Annotated in this window: 15 protein-coding genes; 6 read left to right on the top strand and 9 right to left on the bottom strand. The window is 62.5% G+C overall.

What is annotated here, in order from left to right:
- Nucleotides 1–58: 58 nt before the first annotated feature.
- Complete coding sequence (gene argB / locus HG800_RS20170) at nucleotides 59–1,006, bottom strand: acetylglutamate kinase (RefSeq protein ID WP_169978853.1); 948 nt, start codon at nucleotides 1,004–1,006, stop codon at nucleotides 59–61.
- A 155-nt stretch (nucleotides 1,007–1,161) separates the two neighbouring features.
- Here argB and HG800_RS20175 point away from each other — a divergent pair, with 155 nt between their 5' ends.
- The 3 genes from HG800_RS20175 (at nucleotide 1,162) to HG800_RS20185 (ending at nucleotide 6,158) form a co-directional block, all read left to right on the top strand.
- Nucleotides 1,162–1,623: a hypothetical protein gene (locus HG800_RS20175; RefSeq protein WP_169978855.1), complete on the top strand. Its 462-nt coding sequence runs from the start codon at nucleotides 1,162–1,164 to the stop codon at nucleotides 1,621–1,623.
- A gap of 227 nt (nucleotides 1,624–1,850) precedes the next feature.
- Nucleotides 1,851–5,555, top strand: coding sequence for a methionine synthase (gene metH / locus HG800_RS20180; RefSeq protein WP_169978857.1), 3,705 nt, complete (start codon nucleotides 1,851–1,853; stop codon nucleotides 5,553–5,555).
- Nucleotides 5,556–5,576: 21 nt separating this feature from the next.
- On the top strand, nucleotides 5,577–6,158 hold the full coding sequence (locus HG800_RS20185) for a hypothetical protein (RefSeq protein WP_169978859.1): 582 nt from the start codon (nucleotides 5,577–5,579) through the stop codon (nucleotides 6,156–6,158).
- A gap of 86 nt (nucleotides 6,159–6,244) precedes the next feature.
- Here HG800_RS20185 and fusA read toward each other — a convergent pair whose 3' ends face one another.
- From fusA to HG800_RS20220, 7 genes are all read right to left on the bottom strand, one after another.
- Nucleotides 6,245–8,359, bottom strand: a complete 2,115-nt coding sequence (gene fusA, locus HG800_RS20190; protein WP_169978861.1) for an elongation factor G — start codon at nucleotides 8,357–8,359, stop codon at nucleotides 6,245–6,247.
- Nucleotides 8,360–8,494: 135 nt separating this feature from the next.
- Nucleotides 8,495–9,217: a 1-(5-phosphoribosyl)-5-[(5-phosphoribosylamino)methylideneamino]imidazole-4-carboxamide isomerase gene (hisA, locus tag HG800_RS20195; RefSeq protein ID WP_169978864.1), complete on the bottom strand. Its 723-nt coding sequence runs from the start codon at nucleotides 9,215–9,217 to the stop codon at nucleotides 8,495–8,497.
- Nucleotides 9,218–9,360: 143 nt separating this feature from the next.
- Nucleotides 9,361–9,966, bottom strand: coding sequence for an imidazole glycerol phosphate synthase subunit HisH (hisH, locus tag HG800_RS20200; protein ID WP_169978866.1), 606 nt, complete (start codon nucleotides 9,964–9,966; stop codon nucleotides 9,361–9,363).
- 164 nt (nucleotides 9,967–10,130) lie between these two features.
- Nucleotides 10,131–10,793, bottom strand: coding sequence for a hypothetical protein (locus HG800_RS20205; RefSeq protein ID WP_169978868.1), 663 nt, complete (start codon nucleotides 10,791–10,793; stop codon nucleotides 10,131–10,133).
- A gap of 200 nt (nucleotides 10,794–10,993) precedes the next feature.
- Nucleotides 10,994–11,380, bottom strand: a complete 387-nt coding sequence (locus HG800_RS20210; RefSeq protein WP_169978870.1) for a DUF1049 domain-containing protein — start codon at nucleotides 11,378–11,380, stop codon at nucleotides 10,994–10,996.
- A gap of 130 nt (nucleotides 11,381–11,510) precedes the next feature.
- On the bottom strand, nucleotides 11,511–12,446 hold the full coding sequence (locus HG800_RS20215) for a prepilin peptidase (RefSeq protein WP_169978900.1): 936 nt from the start codon (nucleotides 12,444–12,446) through the stop codon (nucleotides 11,511–11,513).
- A gap of 5 nt (nucleotides 12,447–12,451) precedes the next feature.
- Nucleotides 12,452–13,039, bottom strand: a complete 588-nt coding sequence (locus HG800_RS20220) for a shikimate kinase (protein WP_169978872.1) — start codon at nucleotides 13,037–13,039, stop codon at nucleotides 12,452–12,454.
- 401 nt (nucleotides 13,040–13,440) lie between these two features.
- Between HG800_RS20220 and HG800_RS20225 the strand changes: the two genes are divergently transcribed.
- On the top strand, nucleotides 13,441–16,134 hold the full coding sequence (locus tag HG800_RS20225; protein ID WP_169978874.1) for a putative bifunctional diguanylate cyclase/phosphodiesterase: 2,694 nt from the start codon (nucleotides 13,441–13,443) through the stop codon (nucleotides 16,132–16,134).
- On the opposite strand, the gene HG800_RS20230 is transcribed toward HG800_RS20225, so the two are convergent.
- Nucleotides 16,089–17,999, bottom strand: coding sequence for an ABC transporter ATP-binding protein (locus HG800_RS20230; protein ID WP_235963822.1), 1,911 nt, complete (start codon nucleotides 17,997–17,999; stop codon nucleotides 16,089–16,091). The two genes, HG800_RS20225 and HG800_RS20230, sit on opposite strands and share 46 nt — an antisense overlap.
- A 276-nt stretch (nucleotides 18,000–18,275) precedes the next feature.
- Here HG800_RS20230 and rpsO point away from each other — a divergent pair, with 276 nt between their 5' ends.
- Together rpsO and pnp are read left to right on the top strand one after the other, a co-directional pair.
- Nucleotides 18,276–18,545, top strand: a complete 270-nt coding sequence (gene rpsO, locus HG800_RS20235) for a 30S ribosomal protein S15 (RefSeq protein ID WP_152053512.1) — start codon at nucleotides 18,276–18,278, stop codon at nucleotides 18,543–18,545.
- Between the two features lie 231 nt (nucleotides 18,546–18,776).
- Nucleotides 18,777–21,101: a polyribonucleotide nucleotidyltransferase gene (gene pnp, locus HG800_RS20240; protein ID WP_169978876.1), complete on the top strand. Its 2,325-nt coding sequence runs from the start codon at nucleotides 18,777–18,779 to the stop codon at nucleotides 21,099–21,101.
- The last annotated feature ends 48 nt before the right edge of the window (nucleotides 21,102–21,149 follow it).

Genomic DNA, 21,149 nt, shown 5'->3' on the forward strand with positions numbered 1-21,149 from the left:
AATCGGGCGGTGAGGTTCGCCTCGGTCCGATTCTGGGTTGACCACGAGGCAAGCTGAACTATCGGGCCGAGGCGGTTGCCAACGGAACTCGACGGCTGGCTCCTGCCGAGGCAATCTCGGTCCCGATTCCTCGGTCGGTGAAAATTTCGAGGAGCAAAGCGTGCGGCAAGCGCCCGTCGATGATGTGGACCTTGCGCACCCCTGCTTCCAGGCTTTCCAGGCACGCGTCGACCTTCGGAATCATCCCTCGATCAATGATCCCCTGTTCAATCAACGTACGGCAACCGTCAGGCGTGAGCCCTTCGATCAGGCTGTCCGGATCGTTTCGATCACGCAAAATGCCTGGCATGTCGGTCAGAAACACCAGTTTCTCGGCCTTCAGATGCCGGGCGACGGCTGCCGCGGCGGTGTCGGCGTTGACATTCAAGAGACCGTGATCCTCCTGGCAAATGGCCAGCGAGGGCAAGACCGGCACAATCCCGGCCAGGCAAAGGTTCTCGATGGTCATGGTGTCGACGTCCACGACCTCGCCCACCCGCCCCAGGTCGATCGGGGCCTGATCGTCGCCGCTGAGGCTCATTCGAGTCCCAAGCAGACAGCAGGTTGTCCGGGGGTGTAATGCCGCGGCCCGGCCACCGTATTTGTTGATGTGGCGCACGGTGTCGGCATTGACGCCATCGATCAGCACGTCGGCGACGATCCCCAGCGTGGCCTCGTCGGTGTATCGCCGCCCTTGAACGAACTTCGGTTCCAGGCCCGCCTTTTGCATCGCTGCTGAGATCGCCTTGCCGCCGCCATGCACCACCACCGGACGCAAGCCGACGGTTTGCATGAAGACCACATCGACCAGCAAGGCTCGCAACGTCTCCGGCTCCTCCATCACCGATCCGCCCAACTTGATGACGGTGAACCGGTTATGGAACTTGCGGATGTAGCCCAATGCCTCAATCAAGACGTCGGCCTTGCGGATCGCTTCCTCATGCACCACGCTGAGCCCTCGACACATGTACCGTTGCTGTCACCGAATCGAGAAGTCCTGATTGTCCGTCACGACACCCGCCTTGTAAAGTGGTTATGCAGCAAGCCGTCCCATCCCTTCGATTGATCTCCGAATCGACCGTTGACCGATCGCAGGCCATCGAGCGCAGGGGAGTCGCGTTCGTGGAGCAAGCCGCACCCCCACCGCCGACCCTCGATCCAGAATTTCGCCCACACCTGTCCGATCGGTCCTTGCCGAGAGTCGTGCATCCCGGTTCTTACCGGCGCATCCTGGCGAACCCGTTTCTCGGGTTCCTTGGGATCGGGCTCTGGGTCGCCGCGTTCCGCCAGGTGTTGGTGATTCGGACCGATCCCCCTGCTCTGTTCCTGGCCTTCGTCGTGCTTCCGGCTTTGGCGGTCATTGTTCTCCCAAGGCTCTTTCGTTATCACTGCCTCGATTGCGGCCGGTCGGGCCGACTTGGACGATGGAAACACCACGTCTGCCCGACTGTCGCGTTGCGGATTGTCGAGGGTCGCCCCCGCCGGTTTCGAGGCCCGGGGCCCCTGCTTCAGATGTTTTTCTGGGGCGTTCTGCTTGCGGTCGTGCTGTCGCTCGCAAACCTCGCGGGCCTGACCTTGCGTTGACAGCCCAGCGGCCCAGGTCGGATACTAAGGTGTTTTACAGGAACGAAACGCCTGCCGCCCTGAACTCCGGTCAGGCCGAGGTGTCTCTCACGCAGGTTTTGCCTCGTGCTGAGATGTCCCCGGTGGCCCCCTCGTCTCTCACGGTGACGATCAGAACGGGCCTTTCCCTCCGCCTCCGCCTGTTTGCAACTGGCCCGCGTCCCCCTGCCCCGAGGATCGATCTCACGATGTCCCATGCCGAGCGTATCGACACCAAAGCCATCCTGGAAGAACTGCTCGCCCAGCGCGTCCTGGTGCTCGACGGCGCAATGGGAACCATGATCCAGACCTACTCCTTGACGGAGGAGGACTTCCGGGGCGAGCGCTTCCGCGACCATCCGAAGGATCTGAAGGGCTGCAACGATCTGCTCTCGATCACCCGTCCCGACGTCATCGCCGCGATCCATCGCGCCTATCTCGACGCCGGGGCCGACATCATCGAGACGAATACCTTCGTCGCTAACCGTCTGACGATGGAGAACTACGGGCTCCAGGATCACTGCGTCGAGATCAACCGCGCGGCCGCCGAACTCGCTCGCCGCGTCGCCGACGAGGTCACGGCCCTGAACCCCGACAAGCCCCGCTTCGTCGCTGGCTCGCTCGGACCGACCGACAAAACCGCTTCCATCTCCCCAAAGGTCGAAGATCCGGGCTACCGAGGCGTGACCTTCGACCAGCTTGTTGACGCCTACACCGAGGCCGTCGAGGGGCTGATCGCGGGCGGGGTCGACATCCTCTTCCCCGAAACGAGCTTCGACACGCTGAACATGAAGGCGTGCCTGTACGCCATCGACCAGTACTTCGAACGTCACGGCATCCGTCTGCCGGTGATGGTCTCAGGGACGATCACCGATAAGAGCGGTCGCACCCTCTCAGGGCAGACGATCGAGGCCTTCTGGCACTCCGTCTCGCACATGGATCTTCTCTCGGTCGGGATCAACTGCGCCCTTGGTGCCGATGAACTGCGACCGCACCTTGAAGCCCTGGCCAACGTCGCCACCTGTTATGTCAGCTCGCACCCGAACGCCGGAATGCCCGACGGCTTCGGCAACTTCGACGACCCCCCCGAGCACATGGCCGAGGTCATCGGCGAATTCGCCCGCAATGGCTGGCTGAACATCATCGGCGGCTGCTGCGGCACGACCCCGGAATACATCCGTCAGATCGCCCTGGCCGTCGAAGGGGCCAAGCCCCGCGTTCGTCCCAAATCAAAGCACTGGACGAGCCTCTCCGGTCAGGAACCGTTGACGATCCGCCCCGACAGCGGATTCATCATGATCGGCGAGCGGACGAACATCACCGGCTCCCGCAAGTTCGCCCGTCTCATTCGAGAGGAAAACTACGACGAGGCCCTCGCCGTCGCCCGGGAACAGGTCGAGGGCGGCGCGAACATCCTCGACGTGAACATGGACGAAGGGCTGATCGACGGCCCAAAGGCCATGGCCCGATTCCTCAACCTCCTGGCCGCTGAGCCCGACATCGCCCGCATCCCGGTGATGATCGACAGCTCCGACTTCAAGGTCATCGAGGCCGGACTCCGCTGCTGCCAGGGCAAGGCGATCGTCAACTCGATCAGCCTGAAGGAAGGGGAGGAGAAATTCCTCGAACAGGCTCGGATCGTCCGACGCTTCGGCGCGGCCGTTGTCGTCATGGCCTTCGACGAAACCGGCCAGGCCGTCGACAAGGAGAACAAGGTCGCCATCTGCGAACGGGCCTACGCGCTTCTGACCGAAGAGGTCGGATTTCCCCCTGAAGATATCATCTTCGATACCAACATCCTCACCGTTGGCACGGGGATCGAGGAGCACAACAACTACGCAGTCGAGTTCATCGAGGCCGTCCGCGAACTGAAACAGCGTCTCCCCCTGGCCAAGACCTCCGGCGGCGTCTCCAACGTCTCCTTCTCCTACCGAGGCAACAATACCGTCCGCGAGGCGATGAACGCCGCCTTCCTCTACCATGCCATTCGCGCCGGGCTCGACATGGGGATCGTCAATCCCAGCCAGCTCGAAGTCTACGAGGAAATTGCCCCCGAACTCCGCGAGAAGGTCGAGGACGTTCTTCTTAACCGGCACCCCGACGCCGCCGACCGCCTCACCGAATTCGCCGAGTCGGTCAAGGATGCCGGAAAGAAGACGGCTGCCCAGGATCTTTCCTGGCGCGAGGCCTCGGTCGCCAAGCGGATCGAACATGCCTTGATTAAAGGCATTGTTGATTTTATTGAGGAAGACGCCGAGGAGGCCCGCCAGCACCTCGGCTCCCCTTTGAAGGTCATTGAAGGCCCTTTGATGGATGGCATGAACGTCGTCGGCGACCTGTTCGGCGCCGGCAAGATGTTCCTGCCTCAGGTCGTCAAGTCGGCCCGTGTGATGAAAAAGGCCGTGGCGTATCTCACCCCCTTCATGGAGGAGGAAAAACGCCTCGCCGGAGGGGTGCAGGTCCGCGGCAAGATTCTCATGGCGACGGTGAAAGGGGACGTCCACGACATCGGAAAGAACATCGTCGGCGTCGTCCTCGGCTGCAACGATTACGAGGTGATCGACCTCGGCGTCATGTGCCCGAGTGAAAAGATTCTTGCTGAAGCTAAGAAACATGGTGTGGACGTGATCGGCCTCTCCGGCCTGATTACCCCCTCACTCGACGAGATGGTCCACGTCGCCAAGGAAATGCAGCGCGAGGGGTTCACCATCCCCTTGTTAATTGGCGGCGCGACGACCAGCCCAAAGCATACGGCCGTCAAGATTGCCCCGGCTTATAACAACCCGGTCGTTCACGTCAAGGACGCCTCCCGATCCGTCGGGGTCGTTGAGCGTCTCAGTCGTAAGGACGAATCTCGCAAGGAATACGTCGATCAGATTCAGGCCGCCCAGGAACAGGAACGGCAATCTTTCACCAAGCGTCGCGAACGGAACCTCGTCCCTTACGCCGAGGCCCTCCGCCGCCGCTTCCCGACTGACTGGGCGGCCGTCGACCTTCCCCGCCCGGAATTCTTCGGCCAAAAGATCATCGAGGAGATGCCGCTGGCCGACCTGGTCCCATTCATCGACTGGTCCCCTTTCTTCTCCACCTGGGAGCTCAAAGGGAAATATCCGAAGATCTTCGAAGATCCTTATGTTGGCTCGGAGGCCCGCGACCTATTCGACAAGGCACAGGCCATGCTCGCCGAACTGATCAAGAACGGTGAGCTCAAGGCCCGAGCCGTCTACGGCTTCTTCCCTGCCAATTCCGAAGGAGATGACATTATCATCTATTCGGATGAACAGCGATCTGCCGAAGTGTTCCGGTTCCATTGCCTCCGCCAGCAATGGCAGCGCCAGGGGCAGGAGCATTTCCGCTCACTGGCCGACTACATCGCCCCGATCGAGTCGGGTCGGTTGGATGCGATTGGAGCCTTTGCCGTCACCGCCGGCCTCGGGATCGACCCGATTGTCTCTCGCTTCGAGGCCGACCACGACGACTACAACGCCATCATGGTCAAGGCCCTCGCCGATCGCTTCGCCGAGGCCTTTGCCGAATCGCTCCACCGACAGGCCCGAATCGACTGGGGCTTCGGCCGGTCCGAGCACCTTTCGAACGACGACCTGATCGACGAGAAGTACCGCGGCATCCGTCCTGCGCCCGGCTATCCGGCATGCCCTGACCACACCGAGAAGGGCACGCTCTGGAAACTGCTCGACGTCGAGGCCGCCACCGGAATTCGTCTGACCGAGAGTTTCGCCATGTGGCCCGCTGCCTCAGTCTCCGGCCTCTATTTTGCTCATCCCGAGGCCCGCTACTTCGCCGTCGACATGATCACCCGAGACCAGGTCGAGGACTACGCCCGACGCAAGGGGATGACCCTCGCCGCGGCCGAACGCTGGCTCGCACCTAACCTGGCGTACGACCCGGATTGACCCCGACGGAGGTCCGTCCCCATGACCCTACCTCCTGTTTCCTGGGACCGGATGATCCGAGCCGTGGAGAAGGTTCGAGAGCGACTTCATCGAGCGGCTTCGGCCCTGGATCGCGCGGGGATTCCCTATGCCGTCGTTGGCGGCAATGCCGTGGCGGCGTGGGTGTCTCGGGTGGATGAGGCAGCCGTCCGCAACACCCAGGATGTCGATCTGCTGCTCGCCCGATCCGACCTCGACGCCGCGAAGGTCGCACTCGCCGAGGTTGGCTTTGTCTACCGTCACAGTTCCGGCATCGACATGTTCCTGGACGGACCCGGCGCCAAGGCACGCGACGCCCTCCACATCGTCTTCGCGGGCGAGAAGATCCGCGCCGATTACGCCCTGCCTGCCCCCGATGTGTCCCTTGCGGACGACGCCCCCGGCTTCCGTGTGCTTCAACTCGACGCCCTGGTCCAGATGAAGCTCACGTCCTTCCGAGATAAGGACCGGGTACACGTTCGGGATCTGATCGATGTCGGCCTCGTCGATGTCACCTGGCTCGATCGGCTCCCACCTCCGCTGGCCGACCGGCTCGCCGAACTGCTGGCCAACCCCGACGGCTGAGTCGTTCTTCGTCGAAGGCCGGACGAGTCATCGCTCGCCCGGCCTTCGAATTGTGCCTCAGGTTTAAATCAATCGGGAGAGAGCGATCACTCCTCCTCCACTCCAGCACGGCTCTTCTGGTACTTGTCAACGATTTGCTGCTGCACGTGTGCCGGTACAGGTTGATACGAGTGGAATTCGAGGACGTACGACCCTTGTCCGCCCGTCATGCTCTTGAGCGTCGATGAGTACGAGAGCACCTCGGCCAGCGGGACGGTCGCCTTGATGATCTGAAGGCCGCCCGGCAAGGCGTCCATCCCGGTAATATGTCCTCGACGGGTCGAAAGGTCGGCCGAGACGTCGCCAAACTTCTCGCCGGGCACAGTCACTTCCATCGAAACGACTGGCTCCAGCAGCGCGGGTCTGGCCTGTTCAAACGCCTTGCGGAAGGCCGAGGCCGAGGCAATCTTGAAGGCGGCTTCCGAGCTATCCACATCGTGATATTTTCCGAAGTGGACTTCCACCTCAACATCCACCACGCGATTCCCGGAGATCACCCCCTTCTCCATCTGCTCCCGACACCCTTTCTCAACGGCCGGGATAAAGTTGTTGGGAATGACTCCCCCCTTGACGGCATCGACGAACTTGAACCCTTCGCCGCGTTCGAGCGGACGAATGCGGAGGTGAACCTCGGCAAACTGACCTCGGCCTCCGGTCTGCTTCTTGTGCCGGTAGTCTGCGTCTGCGGCACCGCCGATCGTCTCCAGGTAGGGCACGTGCGGAATGTGCGTCTCGACGTCAAGCTTGTAGCGGTTCTTCAGCCGTTGCAAGATCACGTCAAGGTGCAGGTCGCTCATTCCGTTGATAATCAGTTCATGCGTTTGCTCGTCTCGGCGATAGGTGAAGGTTGGGTCTTCCTCAGCGATCTTCGCCAGGCTGGCGGCAATCTTCGCCTCGTCCTCGCGGGCCTTCGGTTCGACCGCCCGGGGGACCATTGGGGTCGGGAAGTTGATCGGCTTGAGCACCACGTGCGGAGCGCTATGGTTTCCGCCGTTGGTCACGGTGTCGGAGATATGAAGATCTTCGAACTTTGCCACCGCGACGATGTCGCCGGCAATCGCCTCGCTCACCTCCTCGTGCTGCTTGCCTTGGACCACGTAGAGGTGGCCTGGCTTGTTGGCCTTCCCGGTCCGGAGGTTCACCAGCGGGGTGTCCGGCGTCAGCTTGCCGGAGATGATTCGCATGAAGCTGAGCTTGCCCATGAATGGGTCGATCGCCGTCTTGAAGACCTGCGCGACCAGATCGCCGTCTTCCTTCGGGTCGATTTCCACTTCCTCTTCCCCGTCCTCGTGCGGGGTCGAGGCGTCAGCCTCGATGGAGCCCGGCTGGGCCGGGAAGCCGAAGCGGTGGATGTCCGCCGGGCTCAGGCCGCAGGTTGCCAGCAGTTCCAGCAGTTCCTTGATGCCGATGTCATTCTTGCTGCAAAGGCAGACAACCGGCACGATGTGTCCTCGGAGGATGCCGTCGTGGGCCGCTTTGCGCAGCTCGTCGATGGCAATCGACTCTCCTTCGAGATACCGATTGGTCAACTCCTCGTCTTCATCGACAATCTGCTCGATGACAATCCGGGCGGCCTCGTCCGGCGACATGACGCACCCGTCCGGCACCTCGGCCGGGGGGTTCAACACATCGACAACTCCCTTGAAGTCGGCTCCGACGCCGATCGGCACGTTGAACGGCACGCACTCCGGCCCGAACGTCTCCCGGATCGATTCCAGGTCCTTGACATAATCGACATTGTCGGCGTCCATCTTCGTCAGTGCGATGAACCGCCCTCGGCCGAGCCGACCGGCCTCCAAAAACAACCGACGCGTGTTGACCTCAATCCCGACTGGCGCCGACACCGTGATCAACACGTTTTCGACCGCCGAGAGTGCCCCCAATGCGCTTCCGATGAAATCGGGGTAGCCGGGAGAGTCGATCAGGTGAATCTGCTTGCCTTCCCAATCCAGGTGGATCAGGTGGCTATCGATCGAGAAATGCCGGCGCTTTTCTTCATCGTCGACGTCGAGCAAGCTCGTCCCTTCGTCGACCGACCCGCGCCGGGGGGCCAGTCCAGCCGCAAAAAGCAGGGCGTCGGCGAGGCTGGTCTTGGCCGACGCCCCGTGTCCTGCCAGGGCGATATTGCGAATGTCTTCGATGTGATACGAGCCCGATGCCATGGCTATCCCCCCCTTTGGGGTGGGTCGCTTTGGAGATTCGACCCGCCGGATGTGGAAAAGCAAAGGATCCGGCGATCGCCTTCGGCCCGAATTGCGGGAACTCAAGAGAAACCCAAGGTTCCTGCCACTAGGGAGTTAAGAGCGGTCGCCGGCACGTTCCCGAGCTTCAGCAAGCCGGAAACGACCGTCGTACAGAGCCCGCCCAACGATCACGCCCGCAACGGGCAGGGTCGCCAGGCGTTCCAGGTCCTCCAGGGTGCTGACGCCTCCGGAGGCAATCACCGGCGTCTTCAGGCGATCGGCAAGGGCTCCGGTGGCCTCAAGGTTCGGCCCTTCGAGCATGCCGTCCCGAGCGATGTCGGTGTAGATGATCGCGGCCAGGGGCAGCGCATCGAAGCCTTCGGCCAGGCTCGTCGCCTCCACCGAGGAGACGTCGAGCCAGCCGGCGGTCGCCACTCGCCCCCCCTTGGCGTCGAGGCCGAGGATCAGGCGGTCGGGGTACCGTTCGGCCATCGATGCGAACCAGACCGGGTCTTTCAGGGCTTGCGTGCCAACGATCACTCGCTCCAGCCCGGCGTCGAGCCAGGCCTTCAGGGTCGCTTCGTCGCGGACACCGCCACCCAATTGACACGGGACACCGACACGATCAAGGATCGCCCGGACGCTCTCCACGTTGGCCGGTCGGCCCAGTTTCGCGCCGTCGAGGTCGACCAGGTGCAGCCGGGATGCCCCTTCAGCCACCCAGTGCTCGGCCATGGCCGCCGGATCTTCCCCGAAGACCGTCTCCCGGTCGTAATCTCCCTGAACGAGGCGGACACAGCGGCCCCCTCTCAAATCAATGGCCGGGATGACTTGCATCGGCGTCTCAATCCCTTCGGCCGGCCTGTACTGGGCCGGACTTCATCTTTTGCATCTATATCCCGCCCCGGACCTCTCCGCAAGGACCAAGGCCCCGTCGCCTCGACTTCATCCGGATCGGGAGACGAACCGCTGCCCCGGGATCACAGCTCGGCGAAGTTCCGATACATCGCCAGCCCAAGGGTCTGGCTCTTCTCCGGGTGAAACTGGCAAGCCATCAGGTTGTCTTTCCAGATCATCGCCGTGAATGGGGTCGGGTAGTCCGCCTCGGCAGCCACGACCGCCGGATCGTTGGGCTCGACGTAGTAGGAATGCACGAAATAGACCGACGGCTCCTCCGGCAATCCCTTCAACAAGGGTGCGGGACGACGCACGCGCAAGATGTTCCAACCCATGTGGGGGACCTTCAGGCCCGGCTTCGGTTCGAACCGAACGACCTTGCCCGAGACCAGCCCGAGCCCCTGGTGGTGGCCGTCCTCAAAGCTCTCGTCAAAGAGCAGCTGCAACCCGAGGCAAACCCCCAGCGCGGGGGCTCCGGCCGCCACACGATCACGGAACGCGGCTCCCAGGCCGGTTCGATTCAACTCGGCCATTGCGTCTTCGAACGCACCCACGCCTGGCAAGATTACCTTGTCGGCCTTGCTCACGAAGTCCGGATCGCTCGACACCACGGCCTCATGCCCGACGGCCTCGATCGCCTTCTGAACGCTCCGCAAGTTGCCCATTCCGTAGTCGATAATCGCGATCATCCACCGACGGTCCCGTATCGTCCCGACCTCGTTCTGGCATCCCAAACGAACCATACTCTACCAGGAGAGCCCCTCACTTGTCTTGATTCGGCCGACTCCGTCGTCGATTCCACCGATCAAGGTCAGTCATGTGGGGAGTGAGACCGAGGGACGACACCTCCCGATCAATACCGCGCCACGCGAGCCGAACCACCCACCGAGATCGGCGACCAGCTTGATTGCGTTTCCCGAGACCGGACATCCAGATTCGTTCGGCCCACCGAAACCGAAGGGCTCAGATCAAAATACTGCACCGGTGGCGGCTCAATCTGCGGTCGGGTCTGCTGATCGTAGGAAGGAGATCGACGAATGCCGTAGAATTCCTCGGCCGAAGGGCCTGGAGGCGGCGAAACGTCGATGGCCGACGGGTTCGGAATGCGAGTGAACGGGGCACGGGTCGGCGGCTGAGCCGCGGGCCGGGTCGTGCCCGACTCGGCTCGATTGGTGTCCGGGAAAGGACGAGCCACATCAATCGTCTCGTCCGAGGATCCCCTCAGGCCCAGCTGCGTTCGGAAACTGTCGAGCCGCCGTTCCAGATCGCGATTGTCGATCTCGGCCAGTTGCAGGTCGTTGTTCAGGCGTTTCGATTCCTGCTGGGCAACCTTGAGTTCATCTTTCAATTGCTGATTCTGGAATTCGAGCCGGCTCAGTTGCTCTCGAATCGCCACCCGCCTCGGATTCAAGGCGAAATTCCCACCGCTGCCGCCAGCGCAGCCCAGCGAGGCGTGCGCGATCAAGGCGGCCAGCCAGGCGACATTCCACCGCCGGTATCGAATCAAGACGATCATGAGTCCGGCGCCCTGGGGTCGGTGGTTCCGAGGCGATAGTCCAAAAGGGGCGGGTATCGAGGTGGGCTCCCCCCGACTATCCTCCCCCATCCCTTGCCGATGGCGTATTCGATCGATGAATGACGCGTGCGGAACCCTGGGATCAGGCCTCAAGGTGGTGAAGTTCCCCCCCCTCAGACCAGCATTGCCTTGCACGGTGCTTAGCTTCGATCCGACCAGGGTGACTGATCGAAACCCTCGGGAGCCTTCGAGGCGTAATCCGATGGGGGAAGCTCGTCATCGAACGTCACGCTGTCTTTCTCAAATTCGGCCGACTCCACCCCCGCCTTGAGGCGTCGGAGGGCATATAGCACACCCATTGCCATCATCGTCAGCATGGACCCTGCCATCGCGCTCAGCAGAATAATGATCCCGGTCGAACTACTCAGCGAACCCATTCCAAACGGAAACGAGACCTCGACTCGGGCATTGTTGATGACTACGAACCAGAGCAAGACTCCCAGCACGAACGCAATGGCAATGACGTAGCGATAGAGCCAGAAGTTGCGGATCAATGACGGCTTGCGACGTTTGTAAGGCGTGGACATGGCCGAGGGCTCCTGTGTTAAACATCGTCCTGGAGACTGATCGGTCATCCCGTTCTCGGATCTTCGCCGCAGATCCGGTTCCCTTGTCGAGAATTCCCGAAGACCGGATCAATCGCCCTCGGTCGTTCGGTCAGCCCCCGACGATCCGACCGAGCAAGGCCCCGAGCAGGAAGCGAGCCACCTCGGAATAGACCTCGAACAGCTCGGCCAGCCATTCCGGCCAGAGCCATCGCCACCCGAGCATCAGAATCAAGGCCGCCAGGCTCAGGTAAGGCCCGAACGGAATGGCGGACGATCGGGGCGATTGTCCCGTCAGGCGTTCTCGAAGAATCGTGGCGAGGCGGATCAAGCCGTGAACGAGGCCGAGGATTGCTCCGAGGAACAGGGTCAACGGCGTGACATGCCAGCCGAGAAAACTGCCGATCATCGCTACCAGGGTCACATCCCCCAGGCCCATTGCCTCCTTGCGAAAGAGCACCCAGCCCAGCACTCGAACCGCGTAAATCACCCCAGCTCCCACGATCAGGCCAAGGAGGCCCACGCCGAGCCCGCCAATTGCCGTCTCGGCCCCGGCGGGCACCGGCCGGATTCCCGGGATCATCGTCCCAACACTCAGGCCGACGACCATTCCCGTCACCGTGACCGAGTCGGGAATGATCTCGTAGTCGTAATCGATGAAGGTGGCGACCACGAGGAACGTCGCCAGGCTCGCGTGATAGGCCACCCGAGCCAGACGTTCCATCAATTCCGGTTCGCGCATGAATTGCGGTTCGGCCATCAGCTCGATGACATAGATCCCCGTGAACAGCACTGCGACCAGAATCTCGACCGCCAGATAACGACCGGAATAGGGGATCCCGCACGATCGGCAGGTGCGTTTCAACCACAACGCACTGAGGATCGGCACGTTGTCGCTGGCTCGAATCCAACCCAGGCATCCCGGGCAGCACGAGGGGGGCCAGATGACACTCTTTTCCCAGGGCAATCGGTAGATACAGACATTCGCGAAGCTTCCGACCAGGGCCCCGATGACGAAGACCAGCGGCAGCATGATCGCGTGGAACATCCAAATCACGGTGTGGGGTCCTGCGAATCGATCAGTGAAGTGTTGTCCGGAGCGATCCGGGACCATGCGGCCAGGACGGCCTCGGCCACCTGCTCGGCCGATCGTTCGTCCACCTCGATCCTCTCGTCGGCGACCGATCGGTACAGGTCCTCGCGTTGTCGAAGCATCGTGGCCACCTCGTCGAGCAGTCCGGCGGAGGTCAAGGCGGGGCGGTTGGCCGGATCGCGTCTGAGGCGATCGACCAGGGTTTCCGGCCTCGCCGAGAGCCAGGCGACGAATCCGAAGCGCTGCAGCGCAGTTCGATTGGCTTCCCGCAAGACCGCCCCTCCCCCCGAGGCCAGCACAAGCCTCGATCGCGTCGTCAGCTCGGCCAGGGTGGCTTCTTCCAGATCGCGAAAGGTCCCCTCCCCGTGCTCGGCAAAGAGGCTGGCGATGGATTGGCCGATCCGGCCTTCCAGGGCATCGTCCGCATCTTCGAAGGCCCATCCGAGCCGATCCGCGACGATCCGCCCGACCGTCGATTTTCCGGTCGCCCGGTAGCCAACAAGGGCAATGCCTCGCCGATGGTCCCGCTGTTCCGACTCGCGTCCCATCTTCGTTGCCTCGCCCGCTGACGCTGACCTGCGACGACTCGTTCGAGATGAGTCTACACCGCCTCGCCGCTGGTTGCGATCCGATCTGCCCTGCCCAACCATCGGGATTGAGGGCCAATCGTCCCGGATTCGAGGTCCGATTGCGCGCCAAGTGCCTGGATGTGACCTATGTAACCGTTGGGAGCATCCAGGTGCGAACTCGAGCCTCACGCGCTCGAAGCTTTCTTGTCGTCTGTGACCGCACCTCCCCAAAGGACTCGGCAGGAACACCGTTCCGGTTTGCTCGACGCTGAGCGACCGCAGTCACGCCAGGTCTTCAACGATTGTCTTTGGACTTCAGGCTCTTGAACGAATCCCCCTGCCCCAGGAGCCGACAGTTCCCCTGCCTCGAGGAATGTTGCGTGAATGGAACACATCCCAGAGACGATTCCGCGGGACGCGACCTGACGAGCTCCTCGACACTCCGAGCCGACCGAGGACGATGGGTCGAGCGACTCAGCGTTCCCTCCGATGGCAGCCTGTTTCGCCGGTTCACCCTGTATCTCTCTAGCCAATCTCCGATCAGGCAAGGGGTTCTGTCGGGTCTCCTCTTCCTCGTCATTTCCATCTCCTGCGCCTGGACCTGTTACGCCACGGCGCGAAATGCCTTCCGAAATTCGGTCGATACGAATCTACTCGACCTCGCTCGGATCGCTGCCTTGCACATCGATCCCCAGGCACACGCCCGCCTGATTCATCCCGATCAGCACAACAGTCCGGAATACCTTGCTCTGATTCAGCCGCTTCGAGCCATCCTCTCCACGGCCCGAGACATTCGCTACATCTACACGATTCGTCCCTCTCCCGAGGGATTTCGCTATGTGCTCGACTCGGGAGTTCCCGGCGTTCTCGATCCGAATGGCCATCCCGATCAGCCCCTCTTGGGCACCTTGTACCCCGAAGCTCCTGACGACCTCCTGCAACGGATTCAGGCGGTCAATTGGTATGTCAGCCCCGAGCCCAGTCACGACCGCAGAGGCACGTTCATCTCCGTTTGGACCCCAATACGACACCAGGGGCGGCTGGAAGCGGTCCTCGGCGTCGACATGGACATCAAGGAATTTCGAGCCCAGTCGGCCGCCATCTGGAACGCCCAGCTGATTGCCTGCGTTCTGGCCATGTTTGCCAGTTTCTTCATCGGAATCTGGGTCTATCTTTACGTAAAAACCAAGCGCGAGTACGTTGATCAGCTCGCCCAGAGCGAATATCGCTACGCACTGGCCGTCGACGGCTCGAACGAAGGGATCTGGGACTGGGACCTCCGGGCCGATTCAATCTACCTGTCCGATCAACTCCGACGGATGATTGGGCTCAAACAGGACCAGACCATCTGGACCTCGGTCCGCGATCGGTTCCACCAGGGAATTCATCCGGACGACCTTCAACGGGTCGCAATTGCGACCGAAAATCATCTCCGCCAACGAGTTCCTTATGATGTGGAGTTTCGTCTGAGAACGGCTTCAGGCCACTATCGCTGGTTCCGATCACGGGGCCAAGCGGTCTGGGACGAACAGGGAGCTCCCATCCGATTCGCCGGATCAATCGGCGATGTCCACGATCGGGTCATGCTCCAGCGACAGCTCCACCGGGCCGCCCGGTGTGACCGCCTCACGCGCCTTCCGAATCGCTCGGCACTGCTCTCCCAGGTTCGCAAGGTCATTCAGGCGCATCGCGATCGCCCCGAGGTTCACTACGCCTTGCTCTTCCTCGACTTCGATCATTTCAAGATCGTCAACGACAGCCTCGGCCACGAGGTCGGCGATGCCTTGCTCAAGGCCATTGCCTCCCGGCTTCGAGAAAATCTTCGCGATACCGACGGAGTGTTGCGTGCCTCCTGTTCCTCGGGCACGGCAGCTCGGATCGGCGGCGATGAATTCGTGGTCTTGCTCGAAGGGCTTCAGCACCCCGACGACGCGGAACTTGTGGCCCGTCGCTTGCTCAGGGCGCTGGCCAAGCCCTACCGCATCAAGTCGTACCGCGTGCATTCAACCGCAAGTATCGGGATCGTCCTCGGCGACGAGCACTACCAGGCGGCCGAGGACTTGCTTCGAGACGCCGACACCGCCATGTACGAGGCCAAGACCTCCTGCCGGGGAAGCCTTGCCATCTTCGATGAAACCATGCGGCGGCGCGTTCGACGGCGGATGCAACTGGAGCAAGGCCTTCGCGAGGCCATCCCCGCCGATCAGCTCGATCTGGTGTACCAACCCATTGTCTGCCTCCAGACCGGACGCATCCTGAGCTTCGAGGTCCTCTCTCGCTGGAATCACCCAGAGCTCGGCCCGATATCGCCGGAAGAGTTCATCCCTCTGGCCGAGGAATGCGGTTTGATCGTCGCCCTGGGAGAGCGAATGATCGAGCGATCGTTTCGACAGGTCGCCCGCTGGCGAGCCGAATATCCCAATCTGTCCATCCCCGGCGTCAGTGTGAATCTCGCTCGCCAGCACCTGCTGGTGCCTGACCTGATCTGCCGGCTCCTGAAGTCGACCAGTGCCGCCGGCCTGCTTCCCTCCGACATCCACATTGAGATCACCGAGGGGGCCGTGATGCACGACCTGATGGCCGCCCGAACCACCCTCAACGAATTGCGAGCCGCCGGGTTCTCTCTGGCGATCGACGACTTCGGCACCGGCTATTCTTCACTCGCCTGCCTCCACGAATTCCCCTTCGACCTCTTGAAGATCGATCAGTCATTCATTCGGGATCTTGGCATCTCGGCCCGTCAGACCGCCATCGTTCGAACCATCACCTCAATGGCCGAGATCCTCGGCTTCCGGGTCGTCGCTGAGGGGATCGAGACGGCCGAGCAACTCGCCATGCTGAAACAATTCGGCTGCGATTCCGGACAGGGCTATCTCTTTGCCCGTCCCGCGCCGGCCGAGTCCGTTCAACTGCGTGATCGATTCGCGCTCGAAGCGACCGACCCCCTCCAAACGATTCCCCCCCTGAGGCGACGATCCGATTCCTCGGATCCAGGCTCAGATCACATCGTGTTGCCTCAGGAGGACGCTCAAAATCCTTCTTCCATGCGTTGCAGCTCCACCATATCGCGGTAGAGCCCGCTTGACCCCATCAAGGCGGAGTGATTGCCCGACTCGACCACTTCGCCTCCATCGAGCACAAGAATCCGGTCCGCGTCGCGGATCGTGCTTAAGCGGTGGGCGATCACAAACGAGGTCCGATTGCGCATCAGGTCGGCCAGGGCCCCTTGAATCAGGCGCTCGCTCTCCGAGTCGAGATTGCTCGTCGCCTCGTCGAGAATGAAAATGACCGGATCGGCCAGAATCGCCCGGGCGATCGCCAGCCGTTGCCGTTGCCCCCCGCTCAGGCGAACCCCTCGTTCTCCGATCAAGGTGTCATAGCCGTCCGGCAGCGCCTCGATGAACGCCGCCGCATTGGCCGCCTCGGCCGCCTCCTCGATCGCCCGCCGCGAGGCGCGGCGATCCGCATAGGCGATGTTCTCTCCCACCGTGCCGTCGAACAGGAAGACGTCCTGTTCCACGATCCCGAGCAACCGCCGGTAGCGTTGCAGGTCGATGTCCCTCAGGTCGATCCCGTCGAGCCGAATCGCCCCGCTGGTTGGGTCGTAGAACCGCGCGACCAGATTGCAGAGCGTCGTCTTGCCCGCTCCGCTCCGGCCGACCAGGGCAATCGTCTCTCCCGGCTCGACCTCCAGATCGATCCCCCGGATCACCTCCTCCTCGTGCCCCGGATAGCGGAACCGGAGCCGATCAATCGTGATCCGACCGCTCACCTCTCCTTTCCGCACGACGATCGCCCCGGGACGGCTTTGCAACTCGGCCGGTTCGGCCAGCAGATCAAGCACCCGGTCGAACCCTGAGAGATTGTTCTGCAACGACGTCATGTTCGACGCCAGCACGGCGATCGGCTCCAGCAGCATTGCCAGATAGACCAGGAACATCATCAGATCCCCCGGCGAGAGCGCCCCTTGCAAGACCTGCCAGCCGCCGTAGAGCAACAAGATTCCCGAGGCTGTCGGCATCAACAGGTCCCAGAACAGGTCGAACGCCCTCGCCCGGTACCAGCCGAGCATCTCCAGCCGCGTCAGGAAATGACTCTCACGGACGAACCGGGTGGCCTCGGTCTTCTGCCTCCCGAAGGCCCGCACGACGCGAATCCCGCCGAACGTCTCGGCGCTCTTGGCGTCGATCTCCTGCCGCTGCCGTCGCGATCGGCGATGAATCGGCCTCAACACCCGGTTCCAGAGCCGGTCGGCCCAGTACGCCACCGGAATCAAGAACGCCGCGCCGAGCAAGAACCGCCAGTCGATCCAGGCCAGGATCACCAGCCCCCCGATGAGCTGCGTCACCGCCCGCCAGGGGTTGTAGATCATGTTGAAGACCATCTCGCCCGGCGCGCCGGCATCCTCGCGTAAGAGGCTCGACAGTCCGCCAGACTTGAGCTGATAGATCCGATGCAGCGGCAGCTTCGACGCATGCTCGAACACCCGACGCCGCACCTTGACCTGGATCTGCTTGGTCAAGACCGTCGCCCGCCATCGCCCCCAGAGCCCGAGCAAGGCCCCGACGATCGACACCGCAAACACGACCACCACCACCGCCGTCAGCATCCCGAGGCCACTGGGCGGCACCGGGAGCCAACTTGGCACCGCCTCGGGCAAGGGGCGATCGAGCAAGACGTAGTCGATCACCACCTTCGTGGCCGCCGGCGGAATCAGCCTCAGGCTCGTGCTGATCGTTAAGGTTGCCAGCGTCAACGCCAGCATCAGCCGATGCCCCTTCATCAGGGCAAACAGCGCCTGATACAACTCGAAGATCGATCGATTCCTCGTCTTCGGCAGCTCCGGCCCGAGGCGCCCCGAGGCCGACTCCGCCGCCGATCGCGTGGATGCGAACTCCTCCAGCCGATTACGACTCGAAACCCGATGTCCCTCGCTCAAGACGCCTCTCCTTGATCGCTCTCTGCGGCTGAAACGCGCTTCGCCTTGCACGTGCTGTTCATCATAGACAAAAACCCCTGGTCACGGGGCAGGAACGCACAAACGACACACCATCCTCAAGGATCCCGCCCCGGAGCGTCCCTCGCGTTCCGGCCAATTTCGACCAACTGCCATTGCTCTTGGACACCGCCTCGCGTAAACTCTCACACTTCGTAGCGTAAAGATTTCAAGTTACGGCCTTTCACATGATTCGGCCGGTGCCTTGCGGGGCGTGTGATGGCGATCACCAAAGAGAAGAAGCAGGAGATCATCGACGCGTTCAGGCGCGAGGAACATGATACGGGGTCGCCCGAGGTGCAAATTGCGCTGCTGACGGCCCGCATCAACGACTTGACCGACCACTTCAGAACCCACAAGAAAGATCACGCCAGCCGCCGAGGGCTGCTGATGCTGGTCTCCAAGCGATCGAGCCTGTTGAAGTATCTGCGACAGACCGACCGCAAGAGCTACCTCGAAGTGATCGGCCGGCTCGGCCTCCGCAAGTAATCGTCCGTCGGTGACCCATTCCTCAAGATCGGGGCGGCTCCGAAGCTCGGTGCGCCCTGGTCGTGTTTGATTCCTCAAGAGGGCTGCGGGCTCGATCGGCTCACAACGCTCTTGTCTCCCGACTGGGTCAACCGGCCCTCCCGTGTTTTTCTCTCCTTCCGGTCTTCTCAGGCCGGTCCGCCATCACCCAGGCTCCCGGTGCCCGATCGCCGAGTTGAGGTAAGGGTGGGCATGTCCACGTCTGGTTCTTCCGCTCCCGTGAATCCCGTCAAGAAGCTTGTCGTTGTCGAACGCACCATCGGCGGCAAGACAATTTCCATCGAGACCGGTCGCCTTGCCAAGCAAGCCACCGGTGCCGTGGTGGTCCGCCTCGGCGACACCATGACCCTCGTCGCCACCGTCGTCGCCCCCGGTCGAGAAGGGCTCGACTTTTTCCCGATGATGGTCGACTACCGCGAAAAAGTTTACGCCGCCGGCAAGTTCCCCGGTGGCTTCATCAAGCGCGAAGGTCGCCCGACGACCAAGGAAATCCTCACCTCGCGCCTCACCGATCGCCCCATCCGGCCGCTCTTCCCGAGCGATTACCGCATGGAGGTCCAGATCCAGGCCAGCCCCATCTCGGCCGACCGGATCAACGACCCCGATATCCTCACCCTCATCGGCGCGTCGACGACCCTCTGCATCTGCCCCGACGTCCCCTTCCTCGGCCCGCTCGGCACCATCCGGCTCGGTCGGATCGACGGCGAGTTGATCCCCTTCCCGACCGCCGAGGAAATGACCCGCAGCGATCTCGACCTCATCGTCGCCAGCACCCGCGAGAAGGTCACCATGATCGAGGGCTTCGGCAAGGAATTGCCCGAGGCCGAGATGCTCGACGCCATCCTCGAAGCCCACAAGCTCAATCAGGAACTCATTGACCTGCAGCTTGAGCTGCGCGAGAAGCTCGGTATGCCCCCGATGGAGCATCCCGAGCCCCAGCCCGATGCTCTCGTCGAGGACCTGCACCGCCGCTATTCGGCCGACCTCCGCGAGGCCCGGCTCATCAAGCTCAAGCAGGATCGCAACAACGCCGTCAAGGCGCTTCAAGAGCGGGTCGTCGCCGAACTCTGTCCTGAAGTCCCCGAAGGTCAGGAGCCCACGAGTCCGACTCCCCTTGAAGTCAAAACCGCATTCTACTCCCTCCAGGAACGGGTGGCCCGCGAGATGATTCTCGACGGCTACCGCTCCGACGGCCGAGGACCCAAAGACCTCCGCATGATCTCCTGCGAGGTCAGCGTCCTCCCCTGTGCCCACGGCTCCGCCATCTTCCAGCGCGGTGAAACCCAGGCCCTTGTCACCACCGTCCTCGGCACCGGGGCCGACGAGCAGCGCGTCGACGGCATCATGGAGGAGTACTCCAAAAAGTTCTACCTCGACTACAACATGCCTCACTTCGCCGTCGGCGAGGTTCGGCCGATTCGAGGTCCCGGCCGTCGTGAGATCGGTCACGGCATGCTCGCCGAGCGCTCTGTCGCTCCCATTCTGCCCGACCCCCAGCGCTTCCCGTACACCATCCGGGTCATCTCCGACATTCTCGAATCCAATGGCTCCAGCTCGATGGCTTCGGTCTGCGGCGCTACCCTCAGCCTGATGGACGCCGGTGTCCCCATCACCGACCCCGTCGGAGGCATCTCGATCGGCCTCGTCGAGGACCCGAAGACCGGCCGCTACATCCTCCTCACCGACATCATCGGCGATGAGGACCACTTCGGAGACATGGACTTCAAGGTCGCCGGCACCCAGCACGGTATCACCGGCATCCAGCTCGATGTCAAGAACATCGGCCTCTCGGAACAGATCATCCGAGACACCCTCGATCAGGCCCGCGAGGCCCGCGTCGAGATCCTTCGCTCGATGCTCCGCGCCATCAAGCGGCCCCGCGATCAGATCTCGATGAACGCCCCCCGGCTCATCCAGATCCAGATCGATCCGCAGAAGATCGGCATGCTCATCGGACCCGGTGGCAAGACGATCCGACGGCTCCAGGAGGAGACCGGCACGAAGATCGATATCGAAGACACCGGGATCGTCACCATCGCGAGCGCCTCGGCCGTCGGCGCCGAGGAATGCCGCGACCGCATCGAGGGGATGACTGCCGGCGTCCAGCTCGGCAAGATCTACGAGGGCCGCGTCATGTCCGTCAAGGACTTCGGCGCCTTCGTCGAACTCCTGCCCGGCCAGGACGGCATGGTCCACATCTCCGAGTTGACCGACGGCTACATCAACAGTGTGGCCGACGTTTGCCGGGTCGGCGACACCATGCTCGTGAAGGTCATCGCCATCGACGAGCAAGACCGCGTCAAACTCTCCCGACGCCAGGCCCTGGCCGAACGTGGGATCGAAGATGATGTCGAATCCAAGCCCCGGCCCGCCGGTGGCGAGGGCGACCGCGGACCCCGAGGCGGCGGCGACCGCGGCCCCGGTGGCCCTCGAGGCGACCGCGACCGCGACCGAGGTCCCGGTGGCCGAGGTCCCGGTGGACCTCCTCCCCGAGATCGCGATCGAGACCGTCGCTGATCCAGCGCTCCTGGATTGTTGCATGTTCCTTCCGTGCCCTGGTTCGAT

Origin of the sequence: Tautonia rosea, from assembly GCF_012958305.1 — a bacterium.
GTDB classification, from domain to species: domain Bacteria; phylum Planctomycetota; class Planctomycetia; order Isosphaerales; family Isosphaeraceae; genus Tautonia; species Tautonia rosea.

Excerpts from the sequence above, each read along its gene's own strand:
- argB (WP_169978853.1), bottom strand. The coding sequence starts at position 1,006 with ATGTGTCGAGGGCTCAGCGTGGTGCATGAGGAAGCGATCCGCAAGGCC.
- metH (WP_169978857.1), top strand. The coding sequence starts at position 1,851 with ATGTCCCATGCCGAGCGTATCGACACCAAAGCCATCCTGGAAGAACTG.
- HG800_RS20185 (WP_169978859.1), top strand. The coding sequence starts at position 5,577 with ATGACCCTACCTCCTGTTTCCTGGGACCGGATGATCCGAGCCGTGGAG.
- fusA (WP_169978861.1), bottom strand. The coding sequence starts at position 8,359 with ATGGCATCGGGCTCGTATCACATCGAAGACATTCGCAATATCGCCCTG.
- hisA (WP_169978864.1), bottom strand. The coding sequence starts at position 9,217 with ATGCAAGTCATCCCGGCCATTGATTTGAGAGGGGGCCGCTGTGTCCGC.
- hisH (WP_169978866.1), bottom strand. The coding sequence starts at position 9,966 with ATGATCGCGATTATCGACTACGGAATGGGCAACTTGCGGAGCGTTCAG.
- HG800_RS20205 (WP_169978868.1), bottom strand. The coding sequence starts at position 10,793 with ATGATCGTCTTGATTCGATACCGGCGGTGGAATGTCGCCTGGCTGGCC.
- HG800_RS20210 (WP_169978870.1), bottom strand. The coding sequence starts at position 11,380 with ATGTCCACGCCTTACAAACGTCGCAAGCCGTCATTGATCCGCAACTTC.
- HG800_RS20215 (WP_169978900.1), bottom strand. The coding sequence starts at position 12,446 with ATGTTCCACGCGATCATGCTGCCGCTGGTCTTCGTCATCGGGGCCCTG.
- HG800_RS20220 (WP_169978872.1), bottom strand. The coding sequence starts at position 13,039 with ATGGGACGCGAGTCGGAACAGCGGGACCATCGGCGAGGCATTGCCCTT.
- rpsO (WP_152053512.1), top strand. The coding sequence starts at position 18,276 with ATGGCGATCACCAAAGAGAAGAAGCAGGAGATCATCGACGCGTTCAGG.
- pnp (WP_169978876.1), top strand. The coding sequence starts at position 18,777 with ATGTCCACGTCTGGTTCTTCCGCTCCCGTGAATCCCGTCAAGAAGCTT.